At 70.9% G+C, this 18,909-nt stretch carries 19 protein-coding genes; 9 read left to right on the forward strand and 10 right to left on the reverse strand.

Annotated elements, in window-relative coordinates; genetic code table 11:
• Nucleotides 1–84: 84 nt before the first annotated feature.
• A complete protein-coding gene (locus ASD38_RS09275; protein ID WP_056442115.1) occupies nt 85–570 on the reverse strand; it encodes a low affinity iron permease family protein in 486 nt (161 codons plus the stop codon).
• A 136-nt stretch (nt 571–706) separates the two neighbouring features.
• Between ASD38_RS09275 and ASD38_RS09280 the strand changes: the two genes are divergently transcribed.
• The 8 genes from ASD38_RS09280 to ASD38_RS09315 all read left to right on the forward strand — a co-directional run bounded on the left by ASD38_RS09280 (nt 707) and on the right by ASD38_RS09315 (nt 9,727).
• Entirely contained in the window at nt 707–1,978 is a 1,272-nt protein-coding gene (locus ASD38_RS09280; protein ID WP_056442116.1) for a cation:proton antiporter, read from the forward strand.
• A gap of 100 nt (nt 1,979–2,078) precedes the next feature.
• Nucleotides 2,079–4,142: an MASE1 domain-containing protein gene (locus ASD38_RS09285; RefSeq protein ID WP_056442117.1), complete on the forward strand. Its 2,064-nt coding sequence runs from the start codon at nt 2,079–2,081 to the stop codon at nt 4,140–4,142.
• Between the two features lie 196 nt (nt 4,143–4,338).
• Nucleotides 4,339–5,319 (forward strand): ABC transporter substrate-binding protein, encoded by a 981-nt coding sequence (locus tag ASD38_RS09290; protein WP_056442120.1) that lies wholly within the window; start codon nt 4,339–4,341, stop codon nt 5,317–5,319.
• Nucleotides 5,320–5,452: 133 nt separating this feature from the next.
• A complete protein-coding gene (locus tag ASD38_RS09295; protein WP_056442123.1) occupies nt 5,453–6,193 on the forward strand; it encodes an ABC transporter ATP-binding protein in 741 nt (246 codons plus the stop codon).
• A gap of 136 nt (nt 6,194–6,329) precedes the next feature.
• Complete coding sequence (locus ASD38_RS09300) at nt 6,330–7,088, forward strand: ABC transporter permease (protein ID WP_056459466.1); 759 nt, start codon at nt 6,330–6,332, stop codon at nt 7,086–7,088.
• Nucleotides 7,089–7,231: 143 nt separating this feature from the next.
• Nucleotides 7,232–7,933: a hypothetical protein gene (locus tag ASD38_RS09305; protein ID WP_056459469.1), complete on the forward strand. Its 702-nt coding sequence runs from the start codon at nt 7,232–7,234 to the stop codon at nt 7,931–7,933.
• Complete coding sequence (locus ASD38_RS09310) at nt 7,930–9,021, forward strand: DUF2336 domain-containing protein (RefSeq protein WP_056459474.1); 1,092 nt, start codon at nt 7,930–7,932, stop codon at nt 9,019–9,021. The genes ASD38_RS09305 and ASD38_RS09310 overlap by 4 nt, the downstream gene beginning before the upstream one ends.
• A gap of 94 nt (nt 9,022–9,115) precedes the next feature.
• Nucleotides 9,116–9,727, forward strand: a complete 612-nt coding sequence (locus ASD38_RS09315) for a hypothetical protein (protein WP_056459476.1) — start codon at nt 9,116–9,118, stop codon at nt 9,725–9,727.
• A gap of 10 nt (nt 9,728–9,737) precedes the next feature.
• Here the strand turns inward: ASD38_RS09315 and ASD38_RS23830 are convergent, their stop codons facing one another.
• The 4 genes from ASD38_RS23830 to ASD38_RS09335 form a co-directional block, all read right to left on the reverse strand.
• Nucleotides 9,738–10,160 carry a hypothetical protein gene (locus ASD38_RS23830; RefSeq protein WP_056459478.1) on the reverse strand — a complete coding sequence of 141 codons (423 nt, stop codon included), beginning with the start codon at nt 10,158–10,160 and terminating at the stop codon, nt 9,738–9,740.
• A 106-nt stretch (nt 10,161–10,266) separates the two neighbouring features.
• Nucleotides 10,267–10,572 carry a hypothetical protein gene (locus ASD38_RS09325; protein WP_056442138.1) on the reverse strand — a complete coding sequence of 102 codons (306 nt, stop codon included), beginning with the start codon at nt 10,570–10,572 and terminating at the stop codon, nt 10,267–10,269.
• A gap of 61 nt (nt 10,573–10,633) precedes the next feature.
• On the reverse strand, nt 10,634–12,010 hold the full coding sequence (locus tag ASD38_RS23835; protein ID WP_056442142.1) for a hypothetical protein: 1,377 nt from the start codon (nt 12,008–12,010) through the stop codon (nt 10,634–10,636).
• A gap of 363 nt (nt 12,011–12,373) precedes the next feature.
• A complete protein-coding gene (locus ASD38_RS09335; protein WP_056459481.1) occupies nt 12,374–12,823 on the reverse strand; it encodes a DUF2214 family protein in 450 nt (149 codons plus the stop codon).
• Nucleotides 12,824–12,942: 119 nt separating this feature from the next.
• On the opposite strand from ASD38_RS09335, the gene ASD38_RS09340 reads away from it, so the two are divergent.
• Nucleotides 12,943–13,413 (forward strand): hypothetical protein, encoded by a 471-nt coding sequence (locus tag ASD38_RS09340; protein WP_056442144.1) that lies wholly within the window; start codon nt 12,943–12,945, stop codon nt 13,411–13,413.
• Between the two features lie 4 nt (nt 13,414–13,417).
• On the opposite strand, the gene ASD38_RS09345 is transcribed toward ASD38_RS09340, so the two are convergent.
• The 5 genes from ASD38_RS09345 to ASD38_RS09365 form a co-directional block, all read right to left on the reverse strand.
• A complete protein-coding gene (locus ASD38_RS09345; RefSeq protein ID WP_056442146.1) occupies nt 13,418–13,798 on the reverse strand; it encodes a methylglyoxal synthase in 381 nt (126 codons plus the stop codon).
• 70 nt (nt 13,799–13,868) lie between these two features.
• Complete coding sequence (locus ASD38_RS09350) at nt 13,869–14,441, reverse strand: hypothetical protein (protein ID WP_056459484.1); 573 nt, start codon at nt 14,439–14,441, stop codon at nt 13,869–13,871.
• Nucleotides 14,438–15,538: a hypothetical protein gene (locus ASD38_RS09355; RefSeq protein ID WP_156390631.1), complete on the reverse strand. Its 1,101-nt coding sequence runs from the start codon at nt 15,536–15,538 to the stop codon at nt 14,438–14,440. The genes ASD38_RS09350 and ASD38_RS09355 overlap by 4 nt, the downstream gene beginning before the upstream one ends.
• A 130-nt stretch (nt 15,539–15,668) precedes the next feature.
• Nucleotides 15,669–17,270, reverse strand: a complete 1,602-nt coding sequence (locus tag ASD38_RS09360) for a peptide chain release factor 3 (RefSeq protein WP_056442159.1) — start codon at nt 17,268–17,270, stop codon at nt 15,669–15,671.
• Between the two features lie 9 nt (nt 17,271–17,279).
• Nucleotides 17,280–18,854 carry a hypothetical protein gene (locus ASD38_RS09365; protein ID WP_156390632.1) on the reverse strand — a complete coding sequence of 525 codons (1,575 nt, stop codon included), beginning with the start codon at nt 18,852–18,854 and terminating at the stop codon, nt 17,280–17,282.
• Between the last annotated feature and the right edge of the window lie 55 nt (nt 18,855–18,909).

The following is an 18,909-nucleotide window of genomic DNA, read 5'->3' on the forward strand; positions in this document are numbered from 1 at the left end:
CGTCGGCTGAAGGAGGGGTTCCGGGCACAAGGCCCGGAATGACGGTGGTTGGGGAACGGGCCAGGTGAGATCTCGAGCTAGACCTTAAGACGTCTTCACCCGCCGCGCCGGCGCGTTCTTGGCGGCCGGGCGGCTGGCCGGGGCGCGCTTGGCCTTCGGCGAGGCCTTGGCGCCCTTGCGGGACTCACGCTCGGCGGCGACCTTGTCCAGCCGGTCCTGGGCGATCTGGGCGTGCTCGGTGCAGCGGGCGTGCATGGCCGCCAGCTCCTTCTCGGTCAGCTTCTCGATGCCCATGAAGTCGTTCTCGGCGGCGGAGGTCAGGATCAGCTCGTCGAGCTTGGTCTGAACCGCCGCGGCGTCGCGGTTCTGGGTGTTCTGGATCAGGAACACCATCAGGAAGGTGATGATCGTGGTGCCGGTGTTGATCACCAGCTGCCAGGTCTCGGAGAACTTGAAGATCGGCCCGGTGGCGGCCCAGACGGCGACCAGCAGCACGCAGACGATGAAGGCCGGCGGGCTGCCGGTGATCCGCGCGGTGGCGTTGGCGAATTTGGCGAACAGCTTGTCCATGACGCTCCCAGCTCTTGGACCTGAGGGTCCGGGGTCATAACGCCCGACGGCGCGGCCGGGTTCGGGCGTCCGGCGCGAGGCCCCCAGTTCGGCGCCAGCGGCGCCCCCGGTCAGGCCGCCTGTGCGTTAGGGACGCATGTTCGACCCGTATCTGCTGTTCCTGCTTGGCCTCGGCGTCGTCGTGCTGCTGGTCGCGTGGCTGCCGATGGCGCTCAGCCGCCTGCCGCTCTCCCTGGCCATCCTCTGCGTGCTGATCGGCGTGATGGTGTTCCAGGGCGGCGTCCTGCCCTTCCGTTCCGATCCCGTGCGGTTCTCGACCCTGACCGAGCGGCTGACCGAGATCGTGGTGATCGTCTCGCTGATGGGCGCGGGGCTGAAGATCGACCGGCGGATCGGCTGGCGGCGTTGGGGCTCGTCCTGGCGGCTGATCGCCATCACCATGCCGCTGAGCATCATCGCGGTGACCCTGATGGGCGTCCACGGCCTGGGGCTGGGCCTGGCCTCGGCCCTGCTGCTGGGCGGCGCCCTGGCCCCCACCGATCCGGTGCTGGCCTCCGACGTCCAGGTCGGACCGCCCCGGTCGGGCGAGGACGGCGAGGCCCGCTTCGCCCTGACCTCCGAGGCCGGCCTCAACGACGGCTTCGCCTTCCCGTTCGTGCACCTGGCGGTCGCCGTCGCCCTGGCCGGCGGGGTCGTGGGCCAGCCCCTGATCACCCACTGGCTCGCGGTCGACGTGCTGTGGCGCGTGGTCGCCGGGGCCGGGGTCGGCTGGGCGGTGGGCAAGGCGCTGGGCTGGGCCACGTTCAAGGCCCCGCACGCCAGGATCTCGGGCACCGGCGACGGCCTGGTGGCCCTGGGCGCGACCTTGGTGGCCTACGGCGTCGCCGAGGCCGCCCACGGCTACGGCTTCCTGGCGGTGTTCGTCGCCGCCCTGGCCCTGCGGGCGACCGAGCGCGACCACCAGTTCCACGAGGCCATGCACGACTTCGCCGAACAGGTGGAGCGCCTGCTGATGATGCTGGTCCTGGTGTTGCTGGGCGGGGCCGTGGCGGGCGGCCTGCTGGATTCCCTGACCTGGAGGGAGGCGGCGTTCGGGCTGGCGCTGGTCTTCATCGTTCGGCCGCTGGCCGGTTGGATCGGCCTGATCGGCGCGCCGCACTCTATGCGGGAGCGCGCGGTAGTGGCCTTTTTCGGCATTCGCGGGATCGGGTCGTTCTACTACCTGGCCTACGGCCTCAACCACGGCGACTTTCATGGCTGGGACGGGCTCTGGGCGATCACCGGCTTCGTCGTGCTGTGCTCGATCCTCGTCCACGGCGTCACCGCCACCCCGTTGATGACCCGGATCGACGCCTGGCGGCGGCGCGAAATCCTGAACCGGGACAAACCGCAACCCCGAGGCGATTGAACTTCACCTTAGGATGCGGCAAAGCGTCACAGCATCGCGTATCGACGAAACGTAACGCCCCTGGTCGCGTATTTCTTCCCGTCCGGGGAACGGGAAAACAATGCAGGCTAACGTCGCCCATCAGGAACAGCGACGGCAGGACAGGGTCCTGCTCGTCCTGGCCGTGGCGTTGCTGGCCAGCCAGGCGTTCAGCGATTTCCTGACCCGCAACGCCCTTGGCGTCGCGACCCTGTGGCCGTCGAACGCCCTGCTGGCCGGCGGCCTGCTGGTGCTGAGCCCGCGGCGCGGCGCCATCCTGACGATCGTCGCCGTGATCGGCCACATGGCCATCGATCTTCTGGTCGGCGACGGAGTCGGCCGCGCCGCCCTCTACACCCTGGTCGACGTCGGCGAGGCCCTGCTGGTCTGGCGGGTGACCCGGCGTTTCTTCGGCGGACCGCCGCGGGTGCGGACCATGCGGCAGCTGGCCCTGCTGACCACCCTGACCGCGCCGGTCACCCTGTTGATGGCCGTGGTCGCCGCGACCGTCCTGGCCATGGTCTACGGCCTTCCCTTCGTGACCTTGCTGACCGACTGGTTCCTGTGCGGCGTGCTGGGCATGGCGATCGTGCTGCCGGCCGTGCTGGTCCTGCTGGACAGCGAGCATCGCCGCGCCTTCCAGCGCCCGATGCCTGAAACGCTGGGGCTAGGCCTGCTGGTGGCGGTCCTGACGGCGACGGTGTTCCACGCCAAGGGGCTGCCCGCGCCGTTCCTGCTGTTCCCCGTCGCGCTGCTGGCCGCCTTCCGCCTGGGTCCGCGCGGAGCGGCCCAGGCCTCGCTGATCGTCGCCTGCGTCGCCATTCCGCTGACCGTCCACGGGCTGTGGGGGCCGCAGATCTCGACCAATTGGTCCCAGGCCCACCAGAACCGGCTGGTCCAGGTGTTCGTCGGGGTGCTGTTCGTCACCAGCCTGGCCGCGGGCCTGGCCCTGGCCCAGCAGGAGCGCCTGCGCCGCCTGCTGGTGCGCCGCGAGCAGCTGACCCGCGCCGCCCGGGCCCGGGCCCTGGCCGCCAACGAGGCCAAGACCGAGTTCCTGGCCACCATGAGCCATGAGATCCGCACGCCGCTGAACAGCATGCTGGGCTTCTCGCAGCTGCTGGTCGAACGCCAGGACCTGCCGCCCGACGTCCGCCGCCAGCTGAGCCTGATCGACAGCGCCGGCACGGCCCTGCTGACCGTCGTCAACGACATCCTCGACTTCTCGCGGGTCGAGGCGGGCCAGGTGGAGCTTTTGTTCCAGCCGACCTCGGCGGCGGCGGTGCTGCACGACGCGGTCGGGATCATCCGGCCCGAAGCCGAGAACAAGGGGCTGACGCTGGAGGTCGAGGTCGTCGATCCGGTCGGCGGGCTGCACGACCTGGACGGCCTGCGCCTGCGCCAGGTGCTGCTGAACCTGCTCAACAACGCGGTGAAGTTCACCGAGGCGGGACGGATCCGCGCCTGCCTGACCATCGAACCCGGAGAACTCGAGGACCGACTCAAGTTCGAGATCATCGACACCGGCGTCGGCATCGCCATCGAGCAGCAAGGCCGGCTGTTCCAGCGCTTCAGCCAGATCGACAGCTCGGCCAGCCGGCCCTACGGCGGCGCGGGACTGGGTCTGGCGATCAGCAAGGCGCTGGTCGAGCTGATGGGCGGCAAGATCGGCGTCGACAGCGCCCTGAACCACGGCTCGGCCTTCTGGCTCGAGCTGCAGGCGCCCCAGGTCGAGGCCTATGACGCCGTCGAGCCCGGACCCGTCGCCACGCCGGGCGCGGCCCGCATACTGCTGGTCGACGACCACCCGATGAACCGCGAGATCGGCGCGGCCTTGCTGACCCTGGTCGGCTGCCAGGTCGAGACCGCCGACAACGGCGAGCAGGCGGTGGCCAAGGCGGCGCGCGGCGGCTTCGACATCATCCTGATGGACATCCACATGCCCGAGATGGACGGCTTGGCCGCCACCCGGGCCATCAAGGCGCTGGACGGCGGGGCCGGCGACGTGCCGATCATCGCCATGAGCGCCGACGCCCTGCCCCAGCAGGTCGAGCGCTGCTACGCCGCCGGCATGGTCGACCACGTGGCCAAGCCGGTGCAGCGCGAGGTGCTGTACGCCAAGGTCAGCCGGTGGCTGGCGCGGAAGTAGAAGGTCCTCCCCCTGTGGGGGAGGTGTCGGCGAAGCCGACGGAGGGGGGAGCGATCGGCAGACGACCACAACCCGGATCGACGATCCGACAACTCCCCCCACCGGCCTTCGGCCGCCTCCCCCACAGGGGGAGGAACTAGGCTTCCCTACCACCTTCTCCACCACTAACCTCACCCGGCAATTCGGGGAGACGACCATGAAGATCCTGCGCCTGGCCGCCCTGGCCGTCTGCGCCGTGCTGGCGGCCTGTTCGCCGGCCAAGAAGGAGGCGGCCCCGACTCCTGGCCGCACGGTGCTGAAGCTGGCCACCGACTGGAAGGGCGAGGCCGAGCTGGGCGGCTATTACCAGGCCGTGGCGACCGGCGAATACGCCAAGCGCGGCCTGGACGTGACCCTGATCCAGGGCGGTCCGGGCGTGAACGTGCCCCAGCTGCTGGCGACCGGCGCGGTCGACGTCGGCGTCGGCTCCAACAGCTTCATCGTGCTGAACCTGGCCAAGGAGAAGGTGCCGGTCAAAGCCGTCGCCGCCTTCATGGATAAGGATCCCCAGGTGCTGATCGCCCACGACGGCCAGGGCATCAATTCCATCGCCGACATGAAGGGCCACCCGATCCTGCTGTCGGACGCCTCGATCACCGCCTTCTGGGTGTGGCTGAAGGCCAAGCACGGCTTCACCGACGACCAGGTGCGCAAGTACAACTACTCGGCCGCGCCGTTCCTGGCAGACAAGTCCGTGGTCCAGCAGGGCTATGCGACGTCCGAGCCCTACCTGATCCAGAAGGAGGGCAAGATCACCCCGAAGGTCTTCCTGCTGGCCGACGACGGCTATCCCGCCTACGCCTCGTTCGCCCTGGTCCCCGACGCCCTGATCGCCAAGAACCCGGCGGCCGTGAAGGCCTTCGTCGAGGCTACCGCGGCCGGCTGGACCAGCTACCTCTACGGCGACCCCAAACCGGGCGACGCCCTGATCCTCAAGGACAATCCGGAAATGACCCAGGACGTCCTGGACCAGGCCCGCGAGAAGATGCGCGCCTACGGCATCGTGCCGCGCCAGGGCGTGGGCAAGATGGACGACACGCGCTGGGCCGAGTTTTTCCAGGTCGCGTCCGAGCAGGGGGTGTACCCGAAGGACATGGACTACAGGTCGGCCTACACCCTGGATTTCCTGCCGAAGTGACCTCTTTCGCTCTCATATCGATTGTCATCCCGGACAAGGCCCGAAGGGCCGCCGATCCGGGACCGCCGGAAGCGCTGAGTTCACGCGTCGGTCCCGGATCTTCGCGCTGCGCGCTCGTCCGGGATGACAGCCGTTGAGCATCGCATCTCTCCAACAGGTCGAAGTCGACTACCCCGGCCGAGGCCGCGCCCTCGGCCCGGTCGACCTGGCGCTGAACCCCGGCGAGATCGTCGCCCTGGTCGGGCCGTCCGGCTGCGGCAAGTCCACCGCCCTGCGGCTGCTGGCCGGGCTGGAGCCGCCGACCCGCGGGACCGTGAGCCGCGCCGCCGGACGGGGCGAGACCTCGGTGGTCTTCCAGGCCCCGACCCTGGCCCCGTGGATGAGCGCGGCGGCCAATGTCGCCCTGCCGCTGGAGCTGGCCGGGACCGCCAGGCGCGAGGCCCGCGACCATGCCGTTCAAGCCCTGGACAAGGTCGGACTGAGGGGCGTCGAGAACGCCCGCCCCGCCCAGCTGTCGGGCGGCATGGCCATGCGCGCCGCCCTGGCCCGCGCCCTGGTCACCCGCCCGCGCCTGCTGCTGCTGGACGAGCCGTTCGCGGCCCTGGACGAGATCACCCGCCGCGCCCTGGCCGACGACGTCCTGGCCCTGGCGGCCGAGCTGGCCCCGGCCGTGGTCTTCGTGACCCACAATGTCGAGGAGGCCGTCTACATGGCCCGCCGGGTGGTGGTGATGACCGCCGCCCCCGGCCGCATCGCCGGCGAGGTGGCGGTCGACGGCCCGGTGGTCCGCCCGCCGGGCTTCCGCGCCACGGCGGCGTTCCGCGAGACGGCCGAGGCGGTGTCGCGGCTGTTGGCTCAAGGGGTGGCGGCATGATCGCTCCGCACCAGTCCCTCCCCCTGTGGGGGAGGCGATCGCGAAGCGATCGGTGGGGGGAACCTGCCGAGGTGGGACGACTCCCCCCTCCGGCCCATTCGGGCCGCCTCCCCCACAGGGGGAGGGCCTGTTCCGCATGACCCGCGTCCTCGCCCCGCTCCTCTTGATCGTCCTCTTGCTGGCCGCCTGGGAAACCGCCTGCCGGGTGCTGGCCGTGCCCGTCTACATCCTGCCCGCCCCGTCGGCGATCGGCGCGGCGCTGGCCGAGGGCTGGCCGCTGCTGCTGGCCAGCGCCTGGAACACCCTGTCGACCGCCCTGATCGGCCTGGCCCTGGCCAGCGCCCTGGCCTGCGGCCTGGCGCTGCTGGTCAGCCTGAACCCGACCGTCGAGGACGCCGTGCGCCCCGTGGCCGTCACCCTGCAGGTCACGCCTTTGGTGGCCATCGGGCCGTTGATGACCATCTGGGCCGGGATCGAGCACCCTCAGCGCGCCGTCGTCGCCCTGGCGGCGGTGGCGGCGTTCTTCCCGATCTTCTCGGGGGCCCTGACCGGCCTGAAGGCCGTCGATCCGGACCTTTCCCGCCTGTTCGACCTCTATGGCGCGCGTCGCGTCCAGAGGCTGTGGCGGCTGCGGCTGCCCTCGGCCGTGCCCGCCCTGCTGGAGGGCCACAAGGTGGCGGCCGGCCTGGCCGTGGTCGGCGCCGTGGTCGCGGAATTCGTGGCCGGATCGGGCGGCAACCAGGGCCTGGCCTGGCGCATCCTGGAGGCCTCCAACCGCCTGCAGACCGCCCGGGTGTTCGCCGCCCTGGTGGTGCTGGCGGTGATGGGGGTGGTCCTGCACGGCCTGATCAGCCTGGCCGAACGCCGCCTGTTGGCCTGGTGGCGCGGTCGCTGACCGCCGCGCGCGCCGACGCCTGCTCAAGGTCGAAAACGCGACATAACACCACAATCTTTCGGCGAGGTCGGGCCGCGTTAGGTCAAGATTAAGTCCGGGCGCCTATCAATCGGGGCGATCCCGCGCTCGTTTCGGACCGGTTCATGCGTTTCGCCCTGCTCCTGCCCGTGCTGTTCAGCCTCGCCGCCCCGGCGTACGCCGAGGGCGCGCGCGAGAGCCGCTATGGCCCGACAACGCCCCGGCAGGCGTCCGCCGCGACCGCCGCCCGCTACGACGGCCCGATGCTCGGCTGGGCCAACAAGCGCCAGGCCATGACCAATGTCGCCGCCCCGGCGCCGTCCGCTCCGGCGCAACCCGCCCCGCTCGCGGCCTGGGCCGGCTATAGGGCCGCGCCCTCGCCGGTCGCCTACGCGCCGCCTGCCCCGACCGCGCCGGTCTTGCCGACCAGTCTCTACGCCGCGCCGCGCCCGTCGCCGGCCGCCGCCGCGACGCCGGACCAGTCCCAGGCCCCGGCCAAGGACTGGTCAAGCTACCGCAGCGCCCGCATGACGGCCGTCGCCCCGGTCGCGCCAACCGCCCCGCAGGTCGCCGCCGTCGACACCCGCGCGACCGGCGCCCGCTTCTATTCGGTGGGTCGCGACTATGGCCTGACGCCCGACGCCGCGCCGCCGGCCGGCGTCGACAACCGCGTCTTCGTCACGGTCAGCGAGCCGCCGCCCGAGCCCAAGGACGCCGTCCCCATGCACGGTTCGGCCGACTGGCTGGCGGCCGGCGCGCGCGGCGACGACGGCGATGACGACGACAGCGCGGCCCGCCGCGCCAAGACCCGGAACGAAGGCCTTTGATCCAGTCGCGCCTCCATGACCTCATCGCCCTGGCCGATGAGCCCTCCAGCTCGCGTCGTCGCGAACTGCTGCGCGGGGTCACCGACCTGTTCTTCGCCGCCGACGGTCACGGCGAGGTCGAGATGGGCCTGTTCGACGACGTGATGGGCCAGTTGGCCGGCGAGATGGAAGAGGCCGTGCGGATCGAGCTGGCCGAGCGGCTGGGCACGAGCGCCACGCCGCCGCCGTCCCTGACCCGGACCCTGGCCAGCGACAGCATCGCCATCGCCCGTCCGATCCTGGAAGGCGCGCCCCAGCTCAGCGAAGCCGACCTGCTGCACGTGGCCCGCACCCAGGGCCAGGACCACCTGCGCGCCATCTCGCAGCGCCCGGTGGTGCCCAGCCTGGTGTCCGACGCCATCGTCGAGCGCGGCGACGACACCACCCTGGGCGTGCTGCTGCGCAACGAGGGCGCGGTGCTGTCGCGCGAGGCCCATGAGGCGGCGGTCGACCGCGCGGCGGCCAATCCCGAGCTGCACGAGGCGGTGATCGACCGCAAGGCCATGCCGATGGACCTGCTCAACGAGATGTACTTCGTGGCCGAGGCGCGCCTGCGCGACCGGATCATGGAGCGTAACGCCAATGTCGATCCAGCCATCCTGGAAGCGGCGCTGAAGGCCGGCCGCAACCGCGTCGCCGCCGGCGACGGCGCCTTGCCGGCCGACTATCAGGCGGCGGTCAAGGAGATCGTGGCGCTGAAGCTGCGCGGCGCGATCACGCCCCAGGCCCTGGTCGCCATGCTGCGCGCCAACCGGACCACCCAGTTCCTGGTCGCCCTGGCCGAGCTGGCCGACATCGACTTCCACACCGCCCGCAAGATCATCGAGCGCCGTGAGCTGGACGCCCTGTCGGTGGTCTGCAAGGCGGCGGACTTCGACCGCGCCCTGTTCCTGACCTTCGCCCTGCTGATCCTGGATCCGAACGACAACGCCATGGGCAAGGCCAAGGCCTATGGCGAGCTCTACGCCGCCTTGCCCCGCGACGCGGCCCTGCGCACCATCCGCTTCTGGCGCATGCGCCGCACCAGCGGCGACGTCGCGGCGGCCTAGAGCCGCCTTTCGAAGACGGGCGTTCGCACGGAACTGGCGCCTCCCGACCCCGTTCCCTTCCCGTCGAGGGGCCTTCCGTCTCCGGAGCGCCCTAGTGGAACTGCCCAAGAACAAGACGGCCCTGGCCGCCGGCGTCGCCCTGGCTGGGATCGTGACGACGGTCGCCCTGGCGACGGCCGTCTGGCCCGCGCTGACGCGGCCGGATCCACCGGCGGAGGCGACCGGAAACGACGGCCTGCGCATCCGCCTGGTCGAGCCGCCCAAGGCGGTGGTCGCCAAGACCAGTCCGCTGGACGTCGGGCTGTCCGAGGCGGCCCAGGCCATGGCCAAGGGCCGCGAGGCGCTGTTCGTCAGGACACCGGGCTTCCGTCCAGCTCCGGCTCCCGCGCCGGCTCCTCCTCGATACGCGCCGGTCCAGACCGCACGGGCCGATGAAGATGACGATCTCGCGCCGCCGCCCGAGCCGGTCGACGACCGATGGGAGCGCGATCACGGCGAAAGCGGCGTCGAGCTCGCCCAGCAGCGGTGGGAGGAAGAGCGCCAGGCCCGAAGCGAACGCGAGCGCCGCGCGGCCTGGGAGCAGACCCAGCGCGACCGCCGGCGCTGGGAGGGAGGCCGCGAGCAGGATCGCTACGACGACCGGCGCTATGACGACCGCTACGCGCCGCCGCCGCCGGACGACGATCGCCCGCCGCCGAGGTGGTGATCGCGCGCGCCTAGCCTCGGCGCCGGTGCATCAGGGTCAGCAGCCAGCCGACGCCCAGGCCGCCCACGACGGTCAGGGGCAAGGTCAGGAGATCGGGCGTGGGTTCGCGCAGCCACAGGTCGCGGCCCGCCAGCAGGCCCCAGACCACCAGGCCCCAGATCGCGCCGTGCACCGCCCACGGATGTTGGTCCATCCAGCCGCGCGGGCCGGTCCGGAGTTCCGGTTCGCCGGCGGGCTCGACGGGGCCGCCGCAGGCGTCGCAAGTCCAGCCGCCCCAGGGGCCGAGGGGCGCGGCGCTCGTGTCGACCGGCGCCCCGCAGGCCTTGCAGCGCGGAGGCTCGGCGCGACGGCGGACCGTCGAGGGCATGCCGCGCAGCCCCATGATGACGATGAACAGATAGAGGACGAGAAAGATCGCCTGTGAGACGTCCAAGTCCCTGAAACTCCCGCCCATGTCGCCCCCGAAACGCCACCTCGCCAAAAGCTAGGGCGTGTCGCGTCTTAGGTCGAGCCTTGGGGGAGGCCTGCTGGCGCGCGTCCTAGCGGATGCGGATGCGGACCGGGACGTCGATGAACGAGCCGGCGCGGCTCTTGCCGTCGGGGCCCATCAGGTCGACCTGGAACTGCGAGGCCATCGACACGGCGGCCTTGCCGACGCCCATGTCGGCGGGGAATTCGCTTTGCACCGAGCAGGCGGTCAGGCCGCCGTCGCGCTTGACCATGCAGCTGAGCATCGCTTCGGCGATCTGAGGCTGGACGTCCTTCACCTGGGTGACGACGGGCTGATCGGCGACCGGGGTCGGAACGATCGAGACAGCGGCGGCGGCGAGCAACGAAGCGATCACTGGGTCTTCCCTACTGGTTCTTGGGTCCGGCCCGTTCGAGGCCGTCCGGTTTCATTTTGGGTCAGGCGGCATGCGCCTGCTTGACCCGCTGCAACCCCTGAGCCGCCAGGTCGGTCAGCGACCGCAGGCCCAGTTCGGCGAAGATGTCGAAGGCGCTGGCCAGGGCCATCGCGGCGCGATCGAGGCGGCCGTCGTCGCGGCCGGTGATCTCGACCCGGGCCTCGTAGAGCCGAGCCAGGTTCATCTGGGTCACGGCCCAGGCGGCCGGGTCGCGGGCGCCGGGGATCGAGGCCAGTTCGGCCTTGAAGGCCATTTCGGCGGCGTCGAGCACGGCCAGGTCGGCGGTCAGCTCGGCGCAGCGGGCCAGGCTGAGGGCGCGGTTGTTGGCCACGATGGCGCGCAGGGCCAGGGCCGGCTGGGTCTTGAGGATATGCGAGGCGCGGTCGTAGCAGGTGACCGCCCGCTCGAAGCAGCGCTCGGAGGTGGTGGCCTCGCCCATCGCCTGCAGGCCGGCGCCCAGGGCCGCCTGGCCCCGCGCCCAGTCCATCGGGCTGTGATCGGCGGTGACCGGCTCGAGCGCCGCGGCCAGGGCCTCGACGCCGTCGGCGATGTGGTTGATCTCGCCGTCCAGCTCGCCCAGCTGCACCAGGGCCGCGCCGCGCAGGGATTCAAGCCGCGACCAGGCCAGGGGTTCGAAATCAGGATCCAGGCCCGCCTCGGCGGTCTTGGCCTCCTCCAGCGCCACCTCGGTCAGGGCGCGGTCCTTCAAGCGGGCGGCGCAGGCCAGCAGCAGCTCGACGCGGGCGGCGCGCTGGTCGGCCAGCAGCAGGCGCGAGGCCCCGCCCTTGACGCGGCGCGCGGCCGACAGGCCCCGCAGCGGCGCCTCGAAGGCCTCGGCGGCGGCCAGGGCGCGATCCAGGTCGTTCTCGCCCAGGGCCACGCGGCCTTCCAGCCCGGCCAGCAGGGCCTCGGCCATGGCGCAGCGGTGACCGGGCGCGGTCTTGGCCAGGGTCAGGGTGGCGCCAGCGGCGGCGTGCAGGCCCTCGTCGCCGAACAGGTCGGCGCCCAGCACGGCCAGGGTCGCCTGCTCGCAGCGGGCGGCGGCCAGGCTGTCCTGCTTGTGTTCGGCTTCGAAGATCCTGGCGGCGGCCTCGGCCTGAGCCGCGCCCTTGCGCAAAGCCGTGGCGTCGCCCGAGCGGCGGGCCAGTTCGCGCCAGACCACGGCGGCCTCCAGCAGGCGGTGGCCGCGGTCCTTGGCGCCGATCCGGCCGGCGGCGACGTCGGCCGAGCGGGCCTCGTTGACCAGCAGGCGCAGGTCCAGCAGCTCCAGCAGCGAGGTGTCGCCGCCGGTCAGTCCGTCGCGATGCGCCGCGGCCCTGGCGGGCGCCCCGGCGTCGACTCCAAAGAGCCTCTTCAGATCACGACCGAAATCAAACATCGCTGCGCACTCCGCACACGGACCGTCCCACGCCGGGACGTCCGGCAAGGGTTCAACGCACGAGTAGCAAAGCCGGAGCCAACGCGTTTAACAAGCGGTTAACGGACCTTAAGATGGCGTTAACCATAAATATTTGGAGCGTGTTTACACTTCGTTCCAAAATACCCGTCAAACCCCTGTTTTTGCACCGAATTGGCACACTTCTTGCTTGGCGGATCCTTATTGGAAAACGCGCGCGGCCGCACTTGTTAGAACATTGTTCACTCAAGTGAAAATGACGTTAACCATGGATTTTAAGATCCTGTTTACCCTCTGTTCCGGCCCAGCTCTCCGCTTCCCGCCCGAGCGGGGGTTCGCGGGCCGCTAGAGGCCGTAGCCGCGCGCCATGGCGGCGGCGAAGATCGGGATCAGGGCGAACACCGCGAGCTCCAGGCTAAGCACCCGTCGCACCTTGGCCAGGTCGGCGGCGGCGGGCGTGAAGGCCGGATCGGCCTTGGCATGTTTGCGCCATTTCAGGATGGCGATCGTCGGCAGGATCGACAGCAGACCGACCACCGCGAAGGCGGCGATCTTGGCCCAGAACACCGGATTCTCCAGATAGAAGGCCGGCCCCTTGGCGCCCCAATAGACGCGGCAGAACCCCACCACCAGGATCAGCCCCGCCGTCGCCCCGTAGGCGGCGTCGATCCTCGCCAACGTCCCAAGGGACGCTCCGCTCAAGCCAGGCCTCGCCAGGACCCTCTCCACGGCGAGAAGGCCCGCCAGCGACAGGATCAGCAGGTGGTGCAGGATGGCGAGAACGAGATCCGACATGCCAGGCTCCGACTCGGTGGATGTCGATCGAGCATGCCTCGGAGAACGACGTTCGTCACGACGCCCCCCTCCCCGCCCCCCCCTGGCCAGCTTCCGAACCCGCCTCTAAACAGAAAGGCATGAACGCCTCCGTCGATCTCTGGACCGCCTCGCTCTGCAAACCCGATCCCGGCTATGGCGGCTGGGCCCATGTCCGCCGCAACGCCGACGGGACCCTGGCCGGCGCGGCCGGCGGCGAGCGGCGGGTCGGCGGCGCCAGGATGGTGCTGACCGGCGTGATCGAGGCGCTGAGCGCCCTGGCCGACCTGCCGGCCGACACGGCGGTGACCCTGCACTTCGCCGATCCGGACCTGGCCGCCGAGCTGGTCGCCAGCGACGGCGCCTACGCCACGGCCGAGCCCGAGGCCTGGGCCGCGGCCCGCAAGCTGCTGGCCGCCCGCCCCGTACTGGTCCTGTCGCCCTTGCCCGACGCCACGCCCGCCGCCGGCTTCCTTCGCGCCTGGGCCGACTTCGGCCTCGACACCGCCAAGACCCGGGGCTTGTTCAAGGCCGCGATCCCGAGGCCGAACTTGCTGAAGTTCCCGGGCTAGCCGCCTACCGCCCCGCCACGATCAAGTCGGCCGTGGCCGGGTTGCAGGCGAAGGGGACGTCGGCCAGGGTCGCCATGCGGATCAGCGCCTTGACGTCGACGTCGTGCGGCTGGGGCGACAGCGGGTCGACGAAGAACACCAGCATGTCCAGCAGCCCCTCGGCCAGCAGGGCGCCCAGTTGCTGGTCGCCGCCCAGCGGGCCGCTCTTCAGGCGGGTCAGGGTCAGGTCCGGCAGGGCCTGGAGGATCCGCCCGCCCGTGGTGCCGGTGGCGTAGAGCTTGTGCCGGGACAGGAACGCCTTGTGCGTCACGGCCCAGTCGACCAGGGCCGCCTTCTTGTCGTCGTGGGCGACCAGGCCGATGGCGAGCGGGGCGTCGACGGACATGCGGCGGATCTCCTGAACCCTGGAGCTTCCTCCCTAGCCGCTTCGGGCGGAAAGGGAAGAGCCGCGCCCGTCAGGAAAACCGGATCTTGGTCGGGGCCGAGAACTCCGGCGTGCCCTTCTCGATCAGCACCTGGTCGTGCAGCGACAGCTTGGCGCTGGCGGCGAAGATTCCGGCCGTGGCGCAGACGACCTTGCCGCCGCGCACCTCCAGCCGCACGCCCTTCACCTTCAGGGCCAGCTCCATCTCGAAATCGAGGTCGGCGATCTTGACCGCGCCGTAGCGCAGCTCGATGCGCGGCTTGTGGGTGGAGGCGATCTTGTGGTCGTCGAGGTCCTGGAAGAAGACGTCGTCGGGATGGGCCTTGGATTCCTCGACGCACTTTTTGAAACGCTCCAGCTTTATCCAGCCGTCGAACAGCACCCTCTCGACCGACAGGTCCATCAGCTTGTCGACCTCGCGGCGGCAGCCGCCCTCGACGTCCTCCCAGCAGGCGCTGGGGAACTTCTGGGCGGCCTGGGAGATCGCCTCGGTCAGAGGCGGGGCGCCCTTGCAGGCCTCCAGCGGATCGCCGCCGTCCTCGGCGAACAGGGCGCGCCAGGTCGTGGCGCCGGCGGTGGGCGCGACCATGGCCGCATCGGTCATGGCGCGGTCTCCAGCGTGGGATAGTCCACCAGCCTCACCTCCCCGTCGTCGGCGGCGCGCTCGATCCGCAGCGACACCGCCATGCCGGCGCGCGGCGGACCGTCGGGGGTCAGGACGACGACGCCGGGATCGGCGACCAGGGCGATATCGGGCGTGCACGGCGCGGCCTGGACCCTGGACGGCCGCGACGACGGCGCCCGCGCACGGCTCAGCAGCTTGGCCAGACCGAAGCCGCCGGCGGCGGCCGCGGCCAGGGCGACCAGCCACAGCCAGATCGGTATCGCGGGCCGCTCGGCGGGAGGCGGCGCTTCCACCGGCGTCGCCGGCGCGCCCGCCACCGGCGGCGGCCTCGGCGACGGGGGCGGTTCGACCACCGCCACGGGCGGAGACTCGGGCTCGACTACGGGCACGGGCTTTGGCCGCACCGGCTCGGGCTTGACGGGCTTTGGCGTCAGCGTCGGCGGCGTCTGGACCGGCGGCTTCGACACGACGGGCGGCTGAACGGGCGGGGGTTGGACGACGGGCGGCGGCGCGACGACGGGCGGGGTCTGCAGGACCAGCGGCGGCTGGCCGCGCATCCCGGCCGTGCGCCAGGCGTCGGCCGTGCAGCGCCGCCAGCGTTCGGGGACGCCGGCATAGGGGGCGCAGGCGGCCTGGATCTCGGGGATGACGGCCAGCGGATCGGCCGGCGGCTTCGGGGTCTTCGGGCGATTTTGCCAAGAGTCGATCAGCTTGTTCAGCTGCGGCGTGATGTCGACGGGTTCAGGCGCGGGCGCCGTGGCGGGAGGAACGGTCGTGGACGGCGTCGCGGCGGCGGGCGCGGCGTCGGGGAACAACCGCTGGCAATAGGCCGTCGCGTTCGTCCGGCCGACATACGACCGCAGGCATTCGGCGTAGGTCTTGGGCGCGGCGACGGCGGGGGCGGCGGTCGGCGCCGCGACGGTCGGAACGGCCGTCGTCACCGGGCGAACGGACTGCTGGAACGCGGCGGCGGGCGTCGCGATCGCCAGCAGCAGCACCGCGACGACGCCGCCGGCCCGGCGTCCCGCGGAACGTCCGGCTTGGTCGCCCCCAACCCTGCCCAGATCCCGTGTCACTCCAGACGACCTTTCAATCGCGAGGAAGAGGGCCAGCACGGTCCGCCCGCGACAATGCGCGGTCAAGTAGAATTAAATCAATCCGGCAACCTGAACGGACAAGCTTGGCCGTTCAGCGCGGCGGCGAGGCCTAGCCGCGTTCCTTGGTCCGCTCGAACCGCACCTTGGGGTAACGTTCGGCGACATAACCGATCTCCCAGGACGACTTGCCCAGGAACACCGGCTGTTCGTCGATGTCGTGGGCCATGGCCGTGCGGTGCTTGTTGGTGAAGTCCTCGACGTCGGCGCGCTCGCCGCTGATCCAGCGGGCCTCGGCGTAGGGCGCGGCCTCGAAGATGCAGTCCAGGGCGTATTCGTTGGCCAGGCGGTCGGCCATGACCTCGAACTGCAGCTGGCCCACGGCGCCGACGATGAAGTCCGAGCTGCCGATCATCGGGCGGAACAGCTGGGTCACACCCTCCTCGGCCAGGCCTTCCAGCGCCTTCTTCAGGTGCTTGGCCTTCAGCGGATCCTTGACCCGCACGCGGCGCAGGATTTCCGGGGCGAAGTTGGGCAGGCCGGCGAAGCGCAGGGTCCCGCTCTCGGACAGGCTGTCGCCCACCCGCAGCACGCCGTGGTTGGGAATGCCGATCACGTCGCCGGCGAAGGCGTCCTCGGCCAGTTCGCGGTCGCTGGCGAAGAACATGATCGGCGCGTTGACGCTCATGGCCTTGCCGGTGTTCTGGGCCTTCAGCTTCATGCCGCGCGTGAAGCGGCCGCTGGTCAGGCGCAGGAAGGCGATCCGGTCGCGGTGATTGGGGTCCATGTTGGCCTGGACCTTGAACACGAAGCCCGAGACCTCGCTGTCGCCGGGGGCGATGTGGGTGTCCACGCCCGCCTTGCTGACCTTGGCCGGATGCGGCGGCGGGGCGTAGGCGCCGATGCCGGCCAGCAGCTCGTTGACGCCGAAATGGCGCAGGGCCGAGCCGAAGAACACCGGCGTCATGTGGCCTTCCAGGAAGCTCTGCACGTCGAACGGCTTGGCGGCCTCGGAGACCAGCATGGCCCCCTCCTCCACCTCCGACAGCTCCTCGGGGTCGAGGTACTGGACGATGGCGTTCGACTTCAGCGACACGGCGGGCGGATGGCCCTCCTCGTCGGTCGAGCTCTTCTTGGCGTAGGGGATGAAGGTCTGGGCCCGCAGGTCCAGCATGCCCTTGAACCGCCCGCCCGAGCCGGCGGGCCAGAACAGCGGCGCGGGGTCCAGGGCCAGCTTCGAGGAGACCTCGTCCAGCAGCTCGAACGGGTCCTGGGCCTCGCGGTCCATCTTGTTGATGAAGGTGATGATCGGGATGTCGCGCAGGCGGCACACCTCGAACAGCTTCAGGGTCTGGGGCTCGATGCCCTTGGCGGCGTCCAGCACCATGATCGCCGCGTCGGCGGCCGTCAGGGTGCGGTAGGTGTCTTCCGAGAAGTCCTCGTGGCCCGGGGTGTCCAGCAGGTTGAACATCAGGCCGTCGTGGTCGAACGTCATGACCGAAGCCGAGACCGAGATCCCGCGCTCGCGTTCGATCTTCATCCAGTCGGACTGAGTGCGCCGGGCCTGGCCGCGGGCCCGCACGGCGCCGGCCGCGCGGATCGCCCCGCCGGCCAGCAGCAGGTTCTCGGTCAGGGTGGTCTTGCCGGCGTCGGGGTGGCTGATGATCGCGAAGGTGCGCCGACGCGCGGCCTCGAGGGCGAGGGAGGTGCTCATCCCCGGGGGTTAGCTCCCCGAGGCCGCCTTGTCACCCTCTGCCGACGCCTTGGCGGCCGACTTCGGCGTCTCCGGCGTCGCGGCCTTGTCGCTGTCGGCGGCCTTGGGGTCGATGGTCTTGAGCAGGGCCTGGGCCGCCTCGACCTCGCCGCCGCCGTGCGGATTGCTGGCCAGCGGGGTGAGCACGGTGCGGGCCGTCTCCACGTCCTTCACCTGGATCAGGGCCTTGGCCGCGTCGAGGCGCAGGTGGCCGACCTGCGGCGCCAGGACCACCGCCCGCACGCGAATGTCGGCCATGGCGTCGGTCAGCGGCTCCAGGCTGTGGGCTTCCGCATAGCCGTGCAGGGTCTCGGGATTGTCCGGATTGACCTTGAAGGCGCGGGCGAACAGCTTGCCGGCCTGGGCGAAGTCGGCGACGCGCTGGGCCGGATCGTCCGTTCCCGCGGTCAGGCGGCTTTCCCCCAGCGCCACCAGCGCCGCCTCGTCCTTGGGATCGGCGGTCAGCAGACCATTGAGGATCGCCTCGCCGGCCTTGCGGTCGCCGAACGTCGTCTCGGCCCTGGCCAGGATCAGCTGGCTGAACCGATCCTTCGGCCGCTTGGCGGCGGCGGCGCGGATGTCGGCCAGGGTTTCGGCGGCCTCGTCCTTGGACACGCCCAGCTTCAGCCGCTGGCCTTCCAGAAGCAGGTCGTCGGCGCCGGGCGACAGGTGGGTCACGGTGATGGCGGGCTCCAGCGCGCCGGTCCGCGGCAGAGCGCCCGCCGGAATGGGCCGGTTCATATAGGCCTGCAGCTTGCGGCGCAGACCTTGCGGGTCATCGCCATAGACCTTCCGCCAGGCCTCGACCGGATCCTCGCCGGAGCGCACCGCGTCCAGATAGGGGCCCAGCAGCTTGTGTCGCGCCGGGTCGGACAGGATGTAGTGGGTCAGCAGCCAGGCCTGGGCGTAATAGGCGTAGACGTCCCGCTCCTTGAGCGCCCCAGGACGCTTGCTCAGCACGTCCTCCATCGAGATCCAGCCGCCCGGCTGGGTCAGGCTGTAGGCCCGTCCCCGGTTCACCCCGCCCACCACCATGCGCGACCTGGCCAGGTCGGCGGTCATGTAATATTCGGCGTAGCCCTCGACCAGCCAGGCCGGATAGGCGCTGGGATAGTACTGCAGCATGAAGTGGTGCACGTATTCGTGCAGCACCGTGTCGTCGCCCTTGTTCCGGTCCCCCTCGCCGGCGCCGTCGCGGATCGCCACGACGAAGACCTCCGGCACCGAGGAGAGATAGACCCCCGCCATGCCCTCCTTGGCGCTGGGCAGCACGCGCTTCAGCTGTCCCAGGCCCGAGACCAGATACACGGGCAGCTTGCGCGGCGTGACCTCGTCCTTGGGGCGGCCGTGAAGCCGGCGCAGCAGCGAATCGAAGTCCTCGAGCTGGGTCGCGTACTCGCGAACCGCGTTCTCGCTGCGGCCGTAGACCACGAAGTGATCGCTCTCGGCCCGCAGCCATTCGGCCTTGGCCGGCGATCCGGCCGCCAGAAACGCGGTCGCCAGCAGTCCCGACAAAATCCCGCGACTCTTCAGAAAGCCCTTCACGCGCGCCACCCCCTCAACGTTGCGTTGAACCTAAGCGGGGACCGTCGCCGTGAGC

Origin of the sequence: Caulobacter sp. Root487D2Y (assembly GCF_001427165.1) — a bacterium.
Classification (GTDB): domain Bacteria; phylum Pseudomonadota; class Alphaproteobacteria; order Caulobacterales; family Caulobacteraceae; genus Caulobacter.